Below are 18424 nucleotides of genomic sequence, written 5' to 3' on the forward strand. Positions count from 1 at the left end.
CATGCGCCGCGCCACCCTGGGCAGAAGCTCCGTTGCCGTCACCGAACTGTCCTTCGGCGCGGCAGCGCTCGGAAACCTCTACACCCCCGTCGACGAGGACGAGGCTCTCGCGGCCGTCGACAGCGCCTGGGACGTCGGCATCCGCTACTTCGACACCGCACCCCACTACGGCCTCGGCCTGTCCGAACGCCGCCTCGGCGCCGCGCTGCGCACCCGCCCCCGCCACGAGTTCACGATCTCGACCAAAGTCGGCCGCCTGCTACGCCCGGACGGTACTGGGAGCCCCATCGCATCCGCCGGTTTTGACGCGTCGGCCGCTCTGCGCCGCGTGTGGGACTTCACCGCCGATGGCGTACGCCGCAGCCTCGACGAAAGCCTCGACCGCCTCGGCCTCGACCGAGTCGACATGGTCTACCTTCACGACCCGGACGACCACGCCGAGGTGGCGTTCACCGAGGCCTACCCCGCCCTCGAGCGGCTGCGCGCCGAGGGCATGGTCGGCGCGATCGGCGTAGGCATGAACCAATCGGCGATGCCGGCCCGCTTCCTGCGCGACACCGACATCGACGCGGTACTCCTGGCCGGCCGCTACACCCTCCTCGACCAGGACGGACTGCACGAGGTACTGCCCGAAGCCGCGGCCAGGGGCAAGGGAGTCGTCATCGGGGGCGTCTTCAACTCCGGCCTCCTCGCCGACCCGAAACCGGGCGCCGCCTACGACTACGCCCCCGCACCCGAGGCGATCCTGACCCGCGCCCTGCACCTGCAGAAGATCACCCGACGCCACAACGTCCCCCTGCGAGCAGCCGCCCTCCGCTTCGCCCTCACCCACCCAGCCGTCACAACGGTTCTCCTCGGCGCCCGCTCCTCTTACGAGGTCAAGGACGCCCACACCTTGCTCGCCCACCCCATTCCGGCGGCCATGTGGACCGACTTGCGCAGCGAGGGCCTCCTGCCGGAGTCGGTGCCGGTGCCAGGCGACGGGCCGTCGGGAAGTTGGCCGGCCGCCCACGACGAAGCTGCACAGTGACCGCGCCAGACCGTGTCCGGCCGGGAGTGTCAGACCCAAGATCCCCCAAGATCAAGACTGAACCGCCCCGGGTAGGTCGGAGACTCTAGATCTTGGTTGTGACCTGGGGTTTCTTGGCTGTCAGGTAGTAGGCCGCTTCGTATTCTGCAGGCGGGACGTGGCCTATTTCACCGTGCAGCCGCCGGTGGTTGTACCAGTCGACCCATTCGGCGGTGGCCAACTCGACCTCGGCCAGGGTCTTCCAGGGCCGCTGCGGCTTGATCAGCTCGGTCTTGTAGAGGCCGATCGTGGATTCCATCAGGGCGTTGGCAATCACCGTCGAATGCGCCCGTTCCCCGCGATGACGATGGATGTGTGCGGCTGATCCATCCGTTTCATCCCCGGTGCGGTGAGGCTTTCGAGTTCATCGAGCGGCTCAACTCGTGGCGCGGGGATGTGGTGCTGGTCCTCGACGGGCAGGGCCGCAGGTGTTCGTTTCCGCTGGAGTGGACCGACATGGCGCCGGTGGATGTGTTCGTCGCGGCGGCCGGCGGGGGCTGTCCGTATCGGACCGGGGATCTGGCCGAGTTGGCGGATCTGGTGGCCGCCCTGGTGTCCGGTGGCCGGGGCGGTGTCGGGGGGATGGCGCCGTGATCGTCGTGGGATTGAGGCCGCTGCCGGGGGCGCTCGCGGGTGCTGCTGAGGGCGTGCGAGGGCTCGGGAGTCTCTGTGACCTGCGCCTTCTGCTCCTCTGCTCGGTCTTTGCGCTCTTGGCCTGTGCGGTGGGCGGTCTGATCCTGGTGACATCAGGATCGACGGGGAGGCGCGATGAGCCGGCAGACGGGCAAGAAGGCGGCGCTGGAGGAGTTCCGGGCGCTCAACCCGCGGCCCGAGGCGGTCGGGTGTTCACGAGTGGGTCCGACCAGCTCCTCTACAAGGGCGTCAGAGATCATTTCCCGATCGCAGATTGATCGTTTCCCGACATCTGTTCCCTGACGGGCTCGTACCGATGGCATAGCACGGATTAACTTGAGATCACGGCGGTCAGCACTGGCCCGCCTGGGCAGTCGGTGATCAGGTGGAGGTCGCCGCCGACCACTTCGCTCTGATCGAGGCCGCCGCCGCGGAGACCGCGCACGCAGCGGAGAGGTGGATCGGCGCATGAACCCGAATAACACGTCGTGGAGGATCGGCTGGGCGATCTCCGTGACGCCCTTATCCGTGGCCGGTCCTGCCGTATGACTGCCAGTCGCGGACAACTCGGAGGCGGATCGCGTGTGGGTCGTATTGGGCGCACCTCATTAGATGGGCTGCGGCGGTCTCACGCCCGAACGTCAGCCCGTGGGGGAGGGTGAGCAGCGGGCCTTCTTGCCGTCGTGGGTAGCCTCTCCGAGCAAGCATGCGACTTGCTCGGTGATCGGAACGGTGCGAGGCGGACCCTTCACGGGAGCAACTTGGGCGGAGTGCTTAGAAGACGCCTGGCCTGATGGCACCTCCCTGGGGCCTGACCTGTATCTTCTTGTTCGCCTGGCCTCGCACGAGAGACTCTGGGGGACGCATCCGGGATGCAGGCGCCCCCTCCTCGACGTGCCTCGAAGGCTCGGCCGTACCGTCAACCAGATCGCCGCGGACATTTCTGGCAATTCGGTGCCGCAAGCGGGCGATGGGCTGAGTCCCGTGGTGGATCGGGGCCCCATAGGGGTTAGCGTGGTGAGCGTTGACCGCCAGCCCGTGCTGGTTCGTGCTGGTTTTTGAGGTGCAGGAGGGGGAAACGTGCAGGTCGGAGCGATTTTGTGAGATTGCTGCACACTTCCGACTGGCATCTCGGCCGGGCGTTCCACCGGGTGAGCATGCTCGGTGCCCAGGCCGAGTTCATCGGCCACCTCGTCGCGACCGTGCGCGAGCGCAGGGTGGACGCGGTGGTCGTCTCGGGGGACGTGTACGACCGGGCGGTGCCTCCGCTGGCGGCGGTCGAGCTCTTCGACGACGCCCTGCACCGGCTGGCCGACCTCGGTGTGCCGACGGTGATGATCTCCGGGAACCATGACTCGGCGCGCAGGCTGGGCGTGGGGGCCGGGCTCATCGACCGCGCTGGCATCCATCTGCGGACCGACCCTTCGGCGTGCGGTACGCCCGTGGTGCTGGCCGACGCCCACGGCGATGTGGCCTTCTACGGGCTGCCGTATCTCGAACCCGCCCTGGTGAAGGACGAGTTCGGGGTGGAGAAGCCCGGCCATGAGGCGGTGCTCGCGGCCGCGATGGAGCGAGTCCGCGCCGACCTCGCCACACGCGCGCGGGGCACCCGTTCCGTCGTCCTCGCGCATGCCTTCGTCACCGGCGGCGAGGCCAGCGACAGCGAGCGGGACATTACGGTGGGCGGGGTCGCCGCCGTACCGGCCGGGGTCTTCGACGGGGTCGACTACGCCGCGCTCGGTCATCTGCACGGCAGCCAGACCATCACCGAGCGCGTGCGCTACTCAGGCTCCCCGTTGCCGTACTCCTTCTCGGAGGCCGAGCACCGCAAGAGCATGTGGCTGGTCGACCTGGCGGCGGACGGTGCGCTCGCCGCCGAGCGGATCGACTGTCCCGTACCGCGCGCACTCGCCCGTATCCGGGGGCAGTTGGAAGACCTGCTGGCCGACCCGGAGCTGGCGCGCCACGAGGAGGCGTGGGTCGAGGCGACCCTCACCGACCCGGTGCGTCCCGCCGACCCCATGGCACGGCTCAGCGAGCGCTTCCCGCACACACTCAGCCTCGTCTTCGATCCCGAGCGGGCCCCCGACGACCCGGACGTCTCGTACGCCCGCCGCCTGGTGGGACGCAGCGACCAGGAGATCGCGGAGGACTTCGTGGCCCATGTACGCGGCGCGGGCCCCGACGCACGCGAACAGGTCGTACTCCAGGAGGCGTTCGACGCGGTGCGCGCCGACGAGGCAGTGCGGGAGGTGGCCCGATGAGGCTGCACCGGATGCACATCACCGCGTTCGGGCCCTTCGGCGGGGCCCAGGCGGTCGACTTCGACGAGCTGTCGGCCGCCGGGCTCTTCCTGCTGCACGGGCCGACCGGCGCGGGCAAGACCTCGGTTCTGGACGCGGTCTGCTACGCCCTGTACGGGTCGGTGCCGGGCGCCCGGCAGAGCGGCCAGGGGCTGACCCTGCGCAGCGATCACGCCGCGCCCGGTACCCGTACCGAAGTCCGTCTCGAACTCACCGTCGCCGGACGCCGGTTGGAGCTCACCCGGCAGCCGCCCTGGGAGCGCGCCAAGAAGCGCGGCTCGGGCACCACCACCGACAAGGCCCAGAGTTGGCTGCGCGAGTACGACGCGTCGGCGGGCTCCTGGAAAGACCTCAGCCGCTCTCACCAGGAGATCGGCGAGGAGATCACGCAGCTGCTCGGCATGAGCCGCGAGCAGTTCTGCCAGGTCGTGCTGTTGCCCCAGGGCGACTTCGCGCGTTTCCTGCGGGCTGACGCCGAGGCCCGCGGCAGGCTCCTCGGCCGCCTCTTCGACACCCGCCGTTTCGCGGCCGTCGAGCAACGCCTGGCCGAGTTGCGGCGCGCCGCGGAGGCCCAAGTACGCGAAGGGGACGCGACGTTACTCGCTGACGCGCACCGCATGCAGCAGGCCGCCGGTGACATCGTGGAGCTGCCGCTGCCCGATGTGGCCCCCGGAGACCCGGGGCTGGCCGAGTCCGTACTGTCCTGGGCGGCGATCGCCCGCAGCACGGCACGCGAACGGTTCACCGTGGCGCACTGCGCCCAGAAAGCCGCCGAGTCGGCGCAGGCAGCGGCGGATCGCGTACTCGACGACGTACGCGAAGTGGCGCGGTTGCAGCGGCGGTTCGCCGAGGCGCGGGAGCGGGCCGCGCGTCTGGAGGAGCGTTCCGGAGCGCACCGGGAGGCCCGGGAGCGGATGGAGCGGGCCCGCAAGGCCGAGGCCGTGGCGCCCGCGCTGTCCCTGCGCGACGCCGCGGAGGCCGAGCACCGGCGGGCGGCTGCCGACGAGGCACGCGCGCGTGCGCTGCTCCCGGTGACGTTCGCCGACGCCGGAGCGAGCGGCCTCGCGGCTGCCGCGCGCAAGGCCGCCGAGGAGCTGGGCGGCCTGGAGTCGGCCCGCCGGGCCGAGCACCGGCTGGCCGAACTCGCCACCGAGCGCGACGCATTGGACCGCCAGGAGCGCGCCGACGAGGACGTGCTCCAGGACGCGGAAAGCTGGCTCGCCTCCTGGGAGACCACCCGCGCCGGGCTCCAGGCCCGTATCGATTCCGCGCAGGAGGCCGCCACCCGCGCCGAACAGTTCGCCGTCCAGCGCGAGCCCGCCCAGGCACGGCTCGCGGCGGCACGGCTGCGCGACCAGCTCGCCCGCGACACCGAGGACGCCCACACGCGCGTGCTCGCCGCGCGCGAGCACGCCGCGGACGCGCGCGCCCACTGGCTCGACCTCAAGGAACAGCGCCTGAACGGCATCGCCGCGGAACTCGCCGCCGGCCTCGTGGACGGCGAACCCTGCGCCGTCTGCGGCAGCACCGAACACCCGGCGCCCACCCGGAAGATCGCCGGACACATCGATCAACAAGCCGAGGAGGCGGCGCTCGTCGCCCATCAGGAGGCCGACGAACAGCGCGCCGAGGCCGAGCGGCGGCTCGGCGTCGTACGCGAGGCGCTGGCCGCCGCGACCGCCGAGGCGGGCGACGCTCCCACCGCGCAACTCGCCGAGCAGGCCGGGGAGTTGGCGCGGCAACACGCCGAAGCGCGCGAAGCCGCCTCCGGGCTGCACCCGGCGAGCGAGGCCCTGAGACAGGCCGAGCACGAGCACGAACGACGGCTCGCCGCCCACCAGGAAGCCGCCCTGCGCGCCGCCTCACGCGCCGCGCGCAGGGAGACCCTCGACCGCGAAGGGGCGGCCCTGGAAGAGGAGTTGACGCAGGCCCGGGGCGCCGCGGGCAGCGTCTCCGCGCGGGCCGCGCAACTGGAGCGGCAGACGGCGCAGCTCACCGAGGCCGCGGACGCCGCGCGCATCGCGGCGGACACCGCGCAGCGGCTCAAGGACGCCGACGCGCGACTCGCCGACGCGGCTTTCCGCACCGGGTTCGACACGCCGCAGGCCGCGGCAGCCGCGCTCCTCGACGACACGGCCCACCGTGACCTCCAACAGCGACTCGACACCTGGCAACAGGAGGAGGCAGCCGTACGGGCCGTACTCGCCGAGGCCGACACGGCTCAGGCCGCCCAGCAGCCGCCCGCCGGCCTGGCCGCGGCGGAACAAGCCGCCGACGCCGCTGCCCGCCGGGTTCGCGAGTCCGCTTCCGCGCGCGACGCCGCCGCCCGGCGCTGCACGGAACTCGACCGGCTGACCCACCAGGCGACCGCGGCCGTGCGCCGACTCGGCCCACTGCGTGAGGAGTACGACCGCGTGGCCCGCCTCGCCACCCTCGCCGCGGGCACCTCCGCGGACAACGAACGCAAGATGCGCCTGGAGTCCTACGTCCTCGCCGCCCGCCTGGAGCAGGTCGCTGCCGCTGCGACCGCACGTCTGCAACGCATGTCCTCCGGTCGCTACACCCTCGTCCACTCCGACGATCGCGCCGGGCGTGGCCGCAGCGGCCTCGGACTGCACGTCGTCGACGCCTGGACCGGCCGCGAACGCGACACGGCGACACTCTCCGGCGGCGAGACGTTCTTCGCCTCCCTCGCCCTCGCCCTCGGCCTCGCGGACGTCGTCACCGACGAGGCGGGCGGTGTTCGCCTCGACACCCTCTTCATCGACGAGGGCTTCGGCAGCCTCGACGAACAGACCCTCGACGAGGTGCTCGACGTCCTCGACTCGCTGCGGGAGCGGGACCGCAGCGTCGGCATCGTCAGCCATGTTCCGGATCTGCGGCGCCGCATCCACGCCCAACTGGAGGTCGTGAAGGGGCGATCGGGTTCGGTCGTACGGCAGCGGGGGCGGTGACGTGCGGTGACCCCTTCGGGCGGCTCGGTGTCGGGATCAGTGACCGATGGGACGCCGGGGCAGCGGTGACGAGTACACGACGTTCGTGGTCACCGAGCCGAGCGTGGCGATCTTGCCCGACACCTCCTCCAGATGACCCATCGAGCGTGCCGCGACCTTGATGACGAAGCAGTCGTCGCCCGTGACGTGGTGTGCCTCCAGGATCTCGGGCGTCACGGCGACGAGATCGTGGAACGGCTTGTAGTTCCCGGTCGGATAACGCAGCCGCACGAACGCGAGGATCGGCAGCCCCAGACTCTCCGGGTCGACGACCGCTGCGTACCCCTGGATGACGCCTGCCTCCTCCAGTCGGCGCACCCGTTCGGTGACCGCGCTCGCGGACATGGAGACGGCGCGGGCCAGCTCGGCGAAGCTCGCGCGGCCCTCGCGCTGGAGGACCTCGAGGATGCGCCAGTCGGTGGCGTCCGGGGAATACGCGGTCATGGTCGAGGAATAGCAGAGGAATCCCCGGCTGGCCATGGGAGAGACCATGGATTGCCTCTTCAGAAGGGCGGATTACCGGCCGTAGATTCTTGAGCACGGAACTCGACGGAAGGCCACACCGTGACCAACACCGCGACTGCGACCACCACAACCCTCGCCGCGAACCCCGTACTGCGCGTGCCCCCGGCGTCCCCCGCCATGGCCGCCGCCCACTTCGGCGCGAGCCTCGCCTTCCACGCGGACGTGTCGGATGTCGCCGCCGCACTGGCGGCCGACGGCGACCCCGGCTTCGTCGTCCTCGACTCGCGCTCGACGGAGTCCTGGGACCAGGGCCATGTGCCCGGCGCGATCCATCTGCCCACCGCCCTCATCCCCGAGCAGGCCGAGCAACTCCTCGACAAGTCCGTGCCGGTCGTCACCTACTGCTGGGGCCCAGGCTGCAACGGCGCGACCCGCGCCGCCCTTGCTCTCGCCCAACTCGGCTTCCAGGTCAAGGAGATGCTCGGTGGCTTCGAGTACTGGGTGCGCGAGGGCTTCGAGTTCGAGACCTGGGAGGGGCGCGAGCGGCGTACGCCCGACCAGTTGACGGCGCCGGCAGACGCGGCGGACTGTGGCTGCTGAGCGCTCTGCGGCGTATGGGACTCATGGGTGACACAGCCATTTCCGTGTCACCCGGTGCGTGTAGCTTCTCCCGCATGGTGAGTCACGCGGATCAGGGTGCGGTCCAGTGGGTGGAGTCCGGCGGTGGGCCCCTCATAGCGATCCCGGAGGTGGTGTTGCCGTTCTGGACGGGGGCGGACGGCGTCGAGTTGGCGTCCGACTACGACCGGGCCTGTGACGTGGAAGGCTTCATCGGTCTGCTTCCGGTCGGCAACACCACGGCCCTCGTCCTTGGCGACGACCCCGCCGCCACCGCCTATCTGCCCGAGCACGGCACCTTCGTACGGTGGTGCGCCGCGGAGTCGGAGGGACAGTTGCTGGCCGGTGTACCGGCGGCCCTGGACGCGGCGGCGTGGGAGCGGGAGGTGCACTGGGACATTCCCGGAGCAGTGGTCCTGTTCGACGCGGCATGGCCCGGCAACAACGCCGAGAAGGCGGGGCATCTGCGGATCGCGCTGGAAGCGGGGCGGTACGCGGTCCGGGCGGCTTATGCGGAGCCCGGGCCCGAGACGTGGCTGGGGCTGGTCCAACTGCGGCGGATCGCGGGCTAGGCGCTAGGCGCTCCGCTGGGTGAGGCCGCTTCGAAGCCGCGGGTCCGTCGTGGCTGGTCGCGCCGTTCCCCGCGGGGTGCCTCCGGCGGTGGGTTGGGTGCGGGTGCGTTGTGGCTGGTCGCGCCGTTCCCCGCGCCCCTTGGGTGGTCGGTGGGTCGGGGCCGTGGGCCGGTGCGTCAGCCCGTCGCAGGCGGGGCGTACGGCCCGGTGTTGGTACACGGTGCGGGTGGCCTGAGACAGAACCTAAGCGACGGGCATACGACGCACCGGCCCACGGCCCCTCCCGCCGGTGGGAGGGTGCGGGGTAGCTGCGGCCTGGCTGTGATCCGCGGCTGGCCGCGGAATAAAACATGGCCGTCCAAGCGCCCGCCCCACCATCATGGTCGGCTATGCCCCAACTCCCGCACCCCACCGCCGAATCGCTGCGCCGCGACCCCTTGCCGCTGCGCGGCCGAACCGCCCTCGTCACCGGCGCCAGCAGACGCGGAGGCATCGGTTACGCCGTGGCCCGGCGACTCGCCGCGTACGGAGCGAGCCTGTATCTGCACCACCATGTGCCGCACGACGCCGCCATGCCCTGGGGCGCCGACCGTCCCGAGGAGGTGGCCGAGGGCGTGCGCGAGGTGCTCGGCGACCCGGAGGCGCGGGTGGCCGACGGTCCGGGCGACCTGTCCGACCCGACCGTGCCCGCCGAACTGGTCGCACGGGCCGCGGACGCACTCGGCGGGCGCCTCGACATCCTCGTCGCCAACCACGCCCTCTCCGGTGATGACGGCACTCTCGACACCATCGACACCGCGATGCTCGACGCCCACTGGGCGGTCGACACCCGCTCGGTGCTGCTGCTCATCCAGGCCTACGCCCGGATACGGGCCGCTCTCCCGCCGCGCACTCCGGGCGGGCGCGTGGTGATGATGACCTCCGGGCAGGACATCGCGAGCGGCATGCCGGGCGAGATCGCGTACGCCCTCCAGAAGGGCGCCCTCGCCTCGATCACCCGCACCCTGTCAACCGCTCTCGCCGACCTCGCCGTCACCGTGAACGCCGTCAACCCCGGCCCTGTGGACACGGACTACATGACCGGCGACGACTACGCGGCCATCGCCGCGATGTTCCCAGCGGGCCGTTGGGGCATGCCCGACGACCCCGCCCGCCTCGTCTCCTGGCTCGCGACGGACGAGGCCGAGTGGATCACCGGGCAGGTTGTCGACTCGGTGGGCGGGTTCCGGCAGTGGGAGGCTCGTCCCATGTGAGGCCGGCCGGGCGCGTACAACATGTTGTACGCGCCCGGCGAACCATCACAGCCGCGACAACTCGTCCACCAGGTCGTCAAGACCCAGCGACCCCTGCGACAGCGCCGCCATGTGCCAGGCCTTGGCGTCGAAGGCGGCGCCGTGGCGGCGGCGGGCGTTCTCGCGGCCGAGCAGCCAGGCGCGTTCGCCCAGCTTGTAGCCGATGGCCTGGCCGGGGATGCAGAGATAGCGGGTGAGCTCGCTCTCCACGAAGTCCGCGGGGCGGCTGCTGTGCGCGCCGAAGAACTCCTGGGCCAGCTCGGGAGTCCAGCGTTCGCCCGGGTGGAAGGGCGAGTCGGCCGGAATCTCCAGCTCCAGGTGCATGCCGATGTCGACGATGACGCGGGTCGCGCGCATCATCTGGGCGTCCAGGTAGCCGAGCCGCTGCTCGGCATCGGTGAGGAAGCCGAGTTCGTCCATGAGCCGCTCCGCGTACAGCGCCCAGCCTTCGCAGTTGGCGCTGACACCGCCGATCGTCGCCTGGTAGCGGGAGAGGTTCTCGGCGACGTGTGCCCACTGCGCCAGTTGGAGGTGATGGCCGGGAACGCCTTCGTGGTACCAGGTCGACACCAGGTCGTACACCGGGAAGCGGGTCTGCCCCATCGTCGGCAGCCACGTACAGCCGGGGCGGGAGAAATCCTCCGACGGCGGCGTGTAGTACGGGGCCGCCGCGCTGCCCGGCGGGGCGATGCGGGACTCCACCTTCCGTACCCGCTCGGCGAGTTCGAAGTGCGTGCCGTCGAGCGCCTCGATCGCCTGGTCCATCAGGCCCTGCAGCCACGCGCGGACCTCGTCGACGCCCTCGATGTGCCGGCCGTGCACGTCGAGATGCGCGAGCGCAACCCACGGGGTCTCGGCGCCGGGCAGGACCTTCTCGGCCTCCTGCTTCATCTCGGCGAGCAGGCGGTGGTACTCGGCCCAGCCGTACGCGTACGCCTCGTCGAGGTCCAGATCCGTACCGTTGAAGTAGCGCGACCAGCGGGCGTACCGCTCGCGGCCCACCGTGTTCGGCGCGCCCTCGATCGTGGGCGCGTACACGTCGCGCATCCAGTCGCGCAGTTCGACGACGGCCGCGGTCGCCGAGCGGGCGGCCTCGTCCAGCTCCGCACGCAGGGACTCGGGACCGGCCGACGCGAAGTCCTCGAACCAGCCACGGCCCGAACCGTCCGTGTCCGACCACTCGGTGAGCTGGCCGATGAAGGTCGCGGTGGGGCGGGGGCCGGCGTAGAGCTTGCGCTCCAGGCCGAGGGCGAGGGATGCGCGGTAGCCGGCCAGCGCGGTCGGCACCGCGCGCAGCCGCTCCGCTATCGCGGCCCAGTCCTCTTCCGTCTGGGCCGGCGTCACGGTGAACACCTCGCGCACCGAGTGTGCGACCGTGGCCAGGTTGCCGACGGAGCGCAGTCCCTCGTCGGCCCCGTGCACGGCGAGTTCGGCGGAGAGCCGCTCGCGCAGCAGCCGCGCGCAGCGGCGCTCGATATCACTGTCCGCACCCGGCTGCCGCTCCGCCTCGTCGAGCCGCGCGAGCGTCGCCCGCGCCAGCTCGGCAAGCGCCTCCTGACCGGCGGGCGAGAGGTCGGGCAACTTGCTGGAACTCTCCTTTACGCCGAGATATGTACCGGTGACCGGGTCGATGGCGATGAGGTCGTCGACGTACGCGTCGGCGACCTCGCGGGGCAGCGGGCTCTTCGTCTCTGACATGCGGACATCCTCATACGGGGAGGCCGTGCGCGTCAGCCGGATTCCACGCTGATCGTGCGAGGCGCGGGCGGCAGCAGCGGCCCGCACCTCCACGGCGCCGGCCCGACGGGTTGCGCCGGGCCGGCCGAACCGTTCGGTGTCGCCGGTCTAATCCCGTACGGGCTGCTCCTGGTCGTACGGGAGTCGGGAACTCACCGGAGTCACGTCCAGGCGGGCCGTGATGACCAGGGTGCCCTCCTCGATCTGGTAGTCGAGGGGGAGGCCGAGGCCTCGCATGGCGGCGACCATTCCCGTGTTGGACGACTGCGTGACGGCGTACACACTGTCGCAGCCGGCCTCGGCGGCCATGGTCACCAGTCGGCCGAGCAGCTCGCTGCCGATGCCGTGCCGCTGCCACGCGTCCTCGACGAGCAGAGCGACCTCCGTCTCGTCGCCGTCCCAGAGGAGATGGCCGAGCCCGACGATGCGACCCGAGGCGGTCTGCACGGCGAGCGTCCGCCCGAAGCGGGGGCTGAGGAGGTGCTTGAGGTAGCGGTCGGCGTCACCGACCGGGCCGTGGTACCGGAGGCTGAGCGTGCGCGGCGAGCACCGCTCGTGCATGGCCTTCGCGGCATCGATGTCATGGGGGCCGGCGCGGCGCACGGTGATGGCGTTGCCCTGAGGCAGCGTCAGTACGTCCTGCCGGCGCGGGAGGCGCGGACCGAGCTGGGCGTCCAGCTCGACCAGCGCGCGGGCCCGCGCGAACTCGGTGGGCGTGAACGGCAGATATGGCCGCTCCACGGTGATCACTCCGCCTTCGGGTGCGCGCAGCCGCATCATGGTGTTCTCGGGCGCCCCTTCGGCATGAGCCAGAGCCCCCTCGACAGGTACCTCCGCGTCGGCGCCGTTCACGCTCACGGCCCCGGCGGGCAGCGACCGGATGCTGCACCGGCCCAGCAACTGCCGCAAGGCCAGCGGCAGTTCGGCCGAGTCCAGTGCCGTGCGCGTCGCCAGGCCCAGGATGCGTGTGGGCGCGTCCACCAGGTCGTGCGCGTCGGCCCGTTCGATCCAGGTACGGGCACCGCCCGCCTGCGCGACCGCCCGGGTGACCTCGTTCGCATCCACCTCCGCGGGGGCCCGCAGCAGGAACTCGTCCACCGTGCCCTCAGCCAGCGGATGCGTCTGCAGGCTCAGGATGTCGACCCGCTGCCCCGCGAGCGCCGTGCACAGCGCGGCCAGCGAACCCGGCTCGTCCCGCACAGTGGTCCGCATCCGCCAGAGCACGGCCTCCGCGCTGACGGCCTCCGGCAGAGCCGGGGCCGCCTCCAAGGGCCCGGCGTCCCGCACTTCGGCGGGCGGCCGGGCGTCGGTATGACCCTTCGGAGGGGCGTGATCGTGGCGTCGTTCCCACCAGCTGCGGAACCGCGCCACGAGGCCGCGGCTCCCGTGCTGGTCCGGACGGTCTTTCTTCGTACGTGCTACGTCAGTCATGTCTGGAGTCATGCAAACCACTGTGCAGGAAGGGTGTTGCGTGATCACGAACGCTTTGTGACTGAGCGATTAAGACAGTCTCTGTCCTATTTAGAACTATATTTGTGGGCTTACTGCCCGACCCGGCCTGGCTGGAGCACCTTTGTGAACAGCACGGTCCCGTCCTGCTCACGCAGCCGAACCGTCAGCTCCCCGCTGCCGCCGTCGATGTCGACCTCGCCGAAGAACTGGTAACCACCGGCGGGCGAGACATTCGCGACCGTGGGCGCCTTCACAAACACCCGCTCCGGACCGAACGTGTTGTCCAGCGTGTTCGCCGGGAACGCACCCGCGTTCAGCGGACCGGAGACGAACTCCCAGAACGGCTCGAAGTCGGTGAACGCGGCCCGCGACGGCTGGTAGTGCTGAGCCGAGGTGTAGTGCACGTCGGCCGTCAGCCACACCGTGCCCGTGATCTTCCGGTGCTTGATGAACCGCAGCAGCTCGGCGATCTGCAGTTCACGGCCGAGCGGCGCACCCGGGTCGCCCTGGGCCACGGCCTCGATGTTCGGCTTGCCGTCCCCGGTGTCCGGTACGACCAGGCCGAGCGGCATGTCGGAGGCGATCACCTTCCACACCGCGCGCGACCGTGACAGCTCCCGCTTGAGCCACTCCAGCTGCTCGGCACCGAGGATGCCCTGCGGGTCGGTGGTCTGCGTACCGGGGGAGTTGGCGTTGCGGTACGTCCGCATGTCCAGCACGAACACGTCAAGCAGCGGACCGTGCCGCAGCACCCGGTGCACCCGGCCGTCCCGGGCGCCCGGCCGCAGCGTGGACATCGGGAAGTACTCGCTGAACGCCCGCCGTGCGCGAGACGCCAGCAGGTCGACGTTCTTCTCCGTGTACCGGGTGTCGGTGAGGATCTCACCCGGATACCAGTTGTTGGTGACCTCGTGGTCGTCCCACTGGACAATCGACGGCACCTGCGCGTTGAACCGCTTGAGGTGCTCGTCCAGCAGGTTGTAGCGGAAGTTGCCGCGGAACTCGGCCAGGGTCTCGGCGACCTTGGACTTCTCCTCGGTGGTGATGTTCCGCCAGGTGCTGCCGTCGGGCAGGGGCGCGGTCGCGGCCAGCGGCCCGTCGGCGTAGATGGTGTCGCCGCTGAAGAGGAAGAAGTCCGGGTCGAGCCCGGCCATCGCCTTGAAGATCGTGTAGCCGCCGAAGTCCGGGTTGATGCCCCAGCCCTGGCCCGCCAGGTCGCCGGACCACACGAAGCGCACATCGTCACGCCGTCCCAGGGGCGCCGTACGGAAGGTGCCGGTCACCGGCTCGCCGGTGCGGCGCGGGTCGTCCGGGTCGGCGAGCAGGACGCGGTAGTGGATCTGCTCGCCCGCGGGCAGTCCGCGCAGCCGGGTGCTGCCGGTGAAGTCCGTGTCGGGGCCCAGAAGCGGACCGTGCCATCTGTGCGGTTTACGGAACGACTCGGTCGCCGAGGTCTCCACAACCATCCGAGCCGGCCGGTCCGAACGCACCCACACCAGGCCGGAGTGCGCGCTCACGTCTCCGCTCTGCACGCCCCACCCGGCCTTCGGCCGCCCCGACAGAGTGAAGGCCGGCGCCGTGCCGACGGTGGCCGGCACAGCGAGTGCCGCCGACGCGGCGAGCGAGCCGCGCAGAACGCTGCGGCGAGCGGGGAACGGGCTCGACGGACGGTGGGACATGGAACGCCTCCTGGGACGGGTACGGCCACTGTGCAGGATCACAACTACTGGTGCACCACAGCGCACACACAAACCGCAAGTGAACAACTGCCCGCGGCGACTGGGGAACTGGTGTGCACGGGCCGGTGTCAGCATGGGCGGCGGGGTGAAGAGACCGTCAGGCGCCAACCGCCCCCGCCATCAACCGCCCCCGCCATCAACCGCACCCCCTCCCTGATACGCGCCGGAGACACATGCGCGTACCCCAACACCAGCCGCACCACGCCGCCTTCAGTCTTGCCGCTGTCGCTGTACGCGAAGTCCGTCAGCGGGCGCACCGCCACTCCCGCCGCAGCCGCACATGCCAAGAACCGTTCGGGCGGCCCGTACCGCCCCGGCAGCGAGGCGATCGCGTGCAGCCCGGCGGCGATCCCGGACACTCGTGTGCCGGGAAAGTGCTCCTCCAGAGCGGCCACAAGGGTGTCGCGCCGTTCCTTGTACGCGCGTTGGCAGCGCCGGAGTTGCCGGTCGTAGTCGCCGCGTTCCATGAAACGGGCGAGGAGCGCCTGGTCGACGACCGGATTGCCGAGATCCATCGTGCGCTTGCGCTCGACGACCTCCTCGGTCAGCGATGCCGGCACCAGCAGCCAGCCGAGCCGCAGCCCTGGTGCCAGCGACTTGCTGACGGACCCCGTGTATGCGACGTGCTCCGGATCGAGTCCCTGAAGGGCACCGACCGGCGCCCTGTCGTAGCGGAAGTCCCCGTCGTAGTCGTCCTCCACGACGAGCCCGTCCACGGAGTGCGCCCAGTCGAGGAGCTCGGCCCGGCGCCGCGCGGAGTATGCGATCCCTGAGGGGAACTGGTGGGCGGGCGTCGTCACCACCACCCGTACGCCCGACTCCCGCAGCGGCCCGATGGCCAGCCCCTCGTCGTCCAGCGGCAGCGGTACGGTGCGGACGCCGGCCGAGGTGTACAGCGCGCCGTGCTCGGGTGTGCCGGGGTCCTCGACACCGACGGCACGCACCCCGCGCGCGTGCAGCACGAAACCGAGCAGCGTCGTCGCCTGCGCCACGCCCGAGACGACCAGCACCCGCTCCGGGTCCGCGACCACGCCACGGCGCCGGGCCAGCAACTCCGCGAGGGCCGTACGCAGCCGGGGCAGCCCGCGCGGATCGGGGTAACCCAGCGCGTGGTGCGGCAGTTCGGCCAGTACTCCGCGCTGTGCGGCCGCCCAGGCCGCGCGCGGGAAGAGCGCCAGATCCGGGGTGCCGGGCAGGAAGTCGACGCGGGCACCGGGGGAGCGGGGCGCGAGATCACGCGCGCGTGGGCCGGCGGCCCGGACGGCGCCGCCGACCCACGTTCCGGCTCCCCGGTCGCTGCGCAGATAGCCCTCCGCGGTCAACTGCTCGTACGCCTCGGTGATCAGCCCCCGGGACACCCCGAGATCGGCGGCGAGTTCACGGCTGGAGGGCAGCCGGGTGCCGGGCGCGAGCCGCCCCGAGCGGACCGCCTCCCGCAACGCGGCCTGCAAAGAGCGTCCACGCGCGCGTGCCGGTGCCGAGGCGACCGGCAGCAGCAGCTCCCAGGCGGCGGCCCAGGCCGCTGATCCGGACGCACCTGATGATCCGGACGGACCCGAGGCTGATCCGGGCGTATCCGGAGGCCGACTCGAATTGGTCCCCGATGGCGTCATGAAAGTGGACCTTAAACCGGACCGGTGGCGTTCATAGCGTCGCCTCCATGAACGCCACCACCCGCGGTTCCCTGCTCGCCGCCCTGGCCTGCGTCCTTGTCGGAGGCTCCTTCACCGCCAACAGCGTCCTGGGCGAATACCCGTACGCGGGCGGCCAGTTCCTGCGCTACGGCCTCGCCTGTCTGCTGCTCCTGCCCTTGGTCGGCCGAGGCGGCATGGCGCCCCTGCGCGGGCTGACGGTACGACAGTGGATACGGCTCGCGCTGGTCGCGGCCGTCGGCATGGTCGGCTTCAACCTCGCCGTGCTCGCCGCCGAACGCACCGCGGAGCCGGCGGTTCCGGGAGTCTTCGTGGGCTGCGCCCCGGTGCTGGTGGCCGTACTCATGCCTCTCCTGGACGGCCGTCGGCCCCAACGCCCCGTCCTGTACGGCGCGTTGATCGTGGCCGTGGGCGCCTTCACCGTCCAGGGCTGGGGACACACCGACGGCGCGGGCATTGCCTTCTCCGTGTGCGCGCTCTTCGGAGAGGTCGGTTTCGCGGTCCTCGCCGTGCCCGTGCTGCGGCCGCTCGGTCCTCGGCTGCTGGCCGCCACGGTGTGCGGGCTCGCAGCGGTCGAGTCGGCGCTGGCCGGGCTGATCGTCGAGGGCCGCGCGTGGCTGCGTACGCCCGACACCACCGAACTCGCCGCGCTGCTGTGGCAGGCGGTGATCGTCACGGTCATCGGCTTCATCTGCTGGTACATGGGCATGCAGCGGATCGGCGCGGAGCGCGCCACCCTCTTCTCCGGCCTCATCCCCGTCGCCGCCGCCTGCACCGCCCCGCTCGTCGGCACGGGCTCCTACGGGCCGGCCCAGGCCGCGGGCAGTGCCCTGGTGGGCGCCGGAGTCGCCCTGGGATCAGGCGCGTTGAGGCTTCGGGCGCGGAGGTCAGCGGCTGCCGTCTCAGCGGCTGGTGTCGAGGATGACGCGTGCGACGAGCGCCGGGTCGTCGTTCATCGGGACGTGTCCGCAGCCGGGCAGCCGCACGAGCCGGGCGCGCGGGATGACGTACTTGGCACGGACCCCCTGACGGCGCACCAGAAGCCGATCCCGCATGCCCCACGCCACCGTGACGGGCAGTCCGGGGATGTCGTCGGTGAACTGGACGGCGGTGCCGGCCCGGAGCGTCTCGGCGAATCCCTGGGCATGGGCCAGCGCGAGCGTCTCGGCGACGACCGCCTCGGGTGAACGCAGGCCCGGGCGGGCGTAGATGGTGCTCGTCAGCACGCTGCGCCCGGCCGCCGTACGCGACAGCCGCTCGACCACCGGCAACGGCATACGGCGCGCGGTCTGCCGCATCCCCCGCAGGACCCCGAAGGCGTACCGCCGCTCGATGGGCGACCAGAACCCCGCGGGCGCCAGCGCCGTCACGGACCGTACGAGCTTCTCGCGGCCCAGCTCCAGGGCCAGCAGCCCGCCCAGCGAGTTGCCCGCCACATGCGGCCTTTCGATCTCCAGCGCCTGGCACAGCGCGCCGAGCGCGGCGTTCATCGTCGACAGATCGTGGACGAGCCCGTCGGCCAGCGCGGGGGACTCGCCGAAGCCGGGCAGATCCACCGCGATCACGTCACGCTCGACGGCCAGGATGTCGATGACCGGGTCCCAGGCCTGCCGGTGGTGGCCGATCCCGTGCAGCAGCAGAAGCGGTTCGCCGCTGCCCACGCGCGTGTACGCGAGGGTGACGGACCGCGGGCCGAGCGGAGAGGGGACGGGGAAGGTCACGGACTGGGGGCCGCGCGAGGCGGGGACGGGGTGGCTGACCGGGGCGGACATGGGACTGCTCCTCGTCTCGGGACAGGGCGGACGTGCACACGACCGTCTCCTAGACAGTTTGTCAGCAACTACTACCCGCCGGTAGCCCCCAGCGATGCCAACCTGACGGCCGTACGCCCCTCAACGC

General features: G+C 71.4%; 13 protein-coding genes and 2 pseudogenes. 8 read left to right on the forward strand and 7 right to left on the reverse strand.

What is annotated here, in order from left to right:
- Window position 1: 1 nt before the first annotated feature.
- Window positions 2–1030: an aldo/keto reductase gene (locus ACYVO6_RS13805; RefSeq protein WP_461060852.1), complete on the forward strand. Its 1029-nt coding sequence runs from the start codon at window positions 2–4 to the stop codon at window positions 1028–1030.
- An 85-nt stretch (window positions 1031–1115) separates the two neighbouring features.
- Here ACYVO6_RS13805 and ACYVO6_RS13810 read toward each other — a convergent pair.
- A pseudogene (locus ACYVO6_RS13810) lies at window positions 1116–1337 on the reverse strand (integrase core domain-containing protein); the annotation flags it as partial.
- A 47-nt stretch (window positions 1338–1384) separates the two neighbouring features.
- Here ACYVO6_RS13810 and ACYVO6_RS13815 point away from each other — a divergent pair.
- The 3 genes from ACYVO6_RS13815 to ACYVO6_RS13825 all read left to right on the forward strand — a co-directional run bounded on the left by ACYVO6_RS13815 (window position 1385) and on the right by ACYVO6_RS13825 (window position 6959).
- Window positions 1385–1663: a DUF5372 family protein gene (locus tag ACYVO6_RS13815; protein ID WP_461060854.1), complete on the forward strand. Its 279-nt coding sequence runs from the start codon at window positions 1385–1387 to the stop codon at window positions 1661–1663.
- A gap of 1139 nt (window positions 1664–2802) precedes the next feature.
- Complete coding sequence (locus ACYVO6_RS13820; RefSeq protein WP_461060856.1) at window positions 2803–3966, forward strand: exonuclease SbcCD subunit D; 1164 nt, start codon at window positions 2803–2805, stop codon at window positions 3964–3966.
- The gene (locus ACYVO6_RS13825) at window positions 3963–6959 is read left to right on the forward strand and encodes an AAA family ATPase (protein ID WP_461060858.1); all 2997 of its coding nucleotides are present in this window, start codon (window positions 3963–3965) and stop codon (window positions 6957–6959) included. The genes ACYVO6_RS13820 and ACYVO6_RS13825 overlap by 4 nt, the downstream gene beginning before the upstream one ends.
- Window positions 6960–6995: 36 nt before the next feature.
- Here the strand turns inward: ACYVO6_RS13825 and ACYVO6_RS13830 are convergent, their stop codons facing one another.
- Window positions 6996–7442: an Lrp/AsnC family transcriptional regulator gene (locus ACYVO6_RS13830; protein WP_461060860.1), complete on the reverse strand. Its 447-nt coding sequence runs from the start codon at window positions 7440–7442 to the stop codon at window positions 6996–6998.
- 198 nt (window positions 7443–7640) lie between these two features.
- On the opposite strand from ACYVO6_RS13830, the gene ACYVO6_RS13835 reads away from it, so the two are divergent.
- From ACYVO6_RS13835 to ACYVO6_RS13845, 3 genes are all read left to right on the forward strand, one after another.
- Window positions 7641–8063: a rhodanese-like domain-containing protein gene (locus tag ACYVO6_RS13835; protein ID WP_461061385.1), complete on the forward strand. Its 423-nt coding sequence runs from the start codon at window positions 7641–7643 to the stop codon at window positions 8061–8063.
- Between the two features lie 74 nt (window positions 8064–8137).
- Window positions 8138–8653, forward strand: coding sequence for an immunity 21 family protein (locus tag ACYVO6_RS13840; RefSeq protein WP_461060862.1), 516 nt, complete (start codon window positions 8138–8140; stop codon window positions 8651–8653).
- 389 nt (window positions 8654–9042) lie between these two features.
- Window positions 9043–9906, forward strand: coding sequence for an SDR family oxidoreductase (locus ACYVO6_RS13845; protein WP_461060864.1), 864 nt, complete (start codon window positions 9043–9045; stop codon window positions 9904–9906).
- Between the two features lie 45 nt (window positions 9907–9951).
- Here the strand turns inward: ACYVO6_RS13845 and ACYVO6_RS13850 are convergent, their stop codons facing one another.
- The 4 genes from ACYVO6_RS13850 to pdxR all read right to left on the reverse strand — a co-directional run bounded on the left by ACYVO6_RS13850 (window position 9952) and on the right by pdxR (window position 16486).
- A complete protein-coding gene (locus ACYVO6_RS13850; protein ID WP_461060866.1) occupies window positions 9952–11643 on the reverse strand; it encodes a DUF885 domain-containing protein in 1692 nt (563 codons plus the stop codon).
- 147 nt (window positions 11644–11790) lie between these two features.
- On the reverse strand, window positions 11791–13113 hold the full coding sequence (locus tag ACYVO6_RS13855; RefSeq protein WP_461060868.1) for a GNAT family N-acetyltransferase: 1323 nt from the start codon (window positions 13111–13113) through the stop codon (window positions 11791–11793).
- A 110-nt stretch (window positions 13114–13223) separates the two neighbouring features.
- Entirely contained in the window at window positions 13224–14813 is a 1590-nt protein-coding gene (locus tag ACYVO6_RS13860; RefSeq protein WP_461060870.1) for an alkaline phosphatase D family protein, read from the reverse strand.
- A gap of 128 nt (window positions 14814–14941) precedes the next feature.
- Window positions 14942–16486, reverse strand: a complete 1545-nt coding sequence (gene pdxR / locus ACYVO6_RS13865; protein WP_461060872.1) for a MocR-like pyridoxine biosynthesis transcription factor PdxR — start codon at window positions 16484–16486, stop codon at window positions 14942–14944.
- 47 nt (window positions 16487–16533) lie between these two features.
- On the opposite strand from pdxR, the pseudogene ACYVO6_RS13870 reads away from it, so the two are divergent.
- A pseudogene (locus tag ACYVO6_RS13870) lies at window positions 16534–17367 on the forward strand (DMT family transporter); the annotation flags it as partial.
- A gap of 60 nt (window positions 17368–17427) precedes the next feature.
- Here the strand turns inward: ACYVO6_RS13870 and ACYVO6_RS13875 are convergent.
- Entirely contained in the window at window positions 17428–18297 is an 870-nt protein-coding gene (locus tag ACYVO6_RS13875; RefSeq protein WP_461060874.1) for an alpha/beta fold hydrolase, read from the reverse strand.
- Window positions 18298–18424: the final 127 nt, after the last annotated feature.

It is taken from the genome of Streptomyces pseudoechinosporeus (assembly GCF_054783935.1).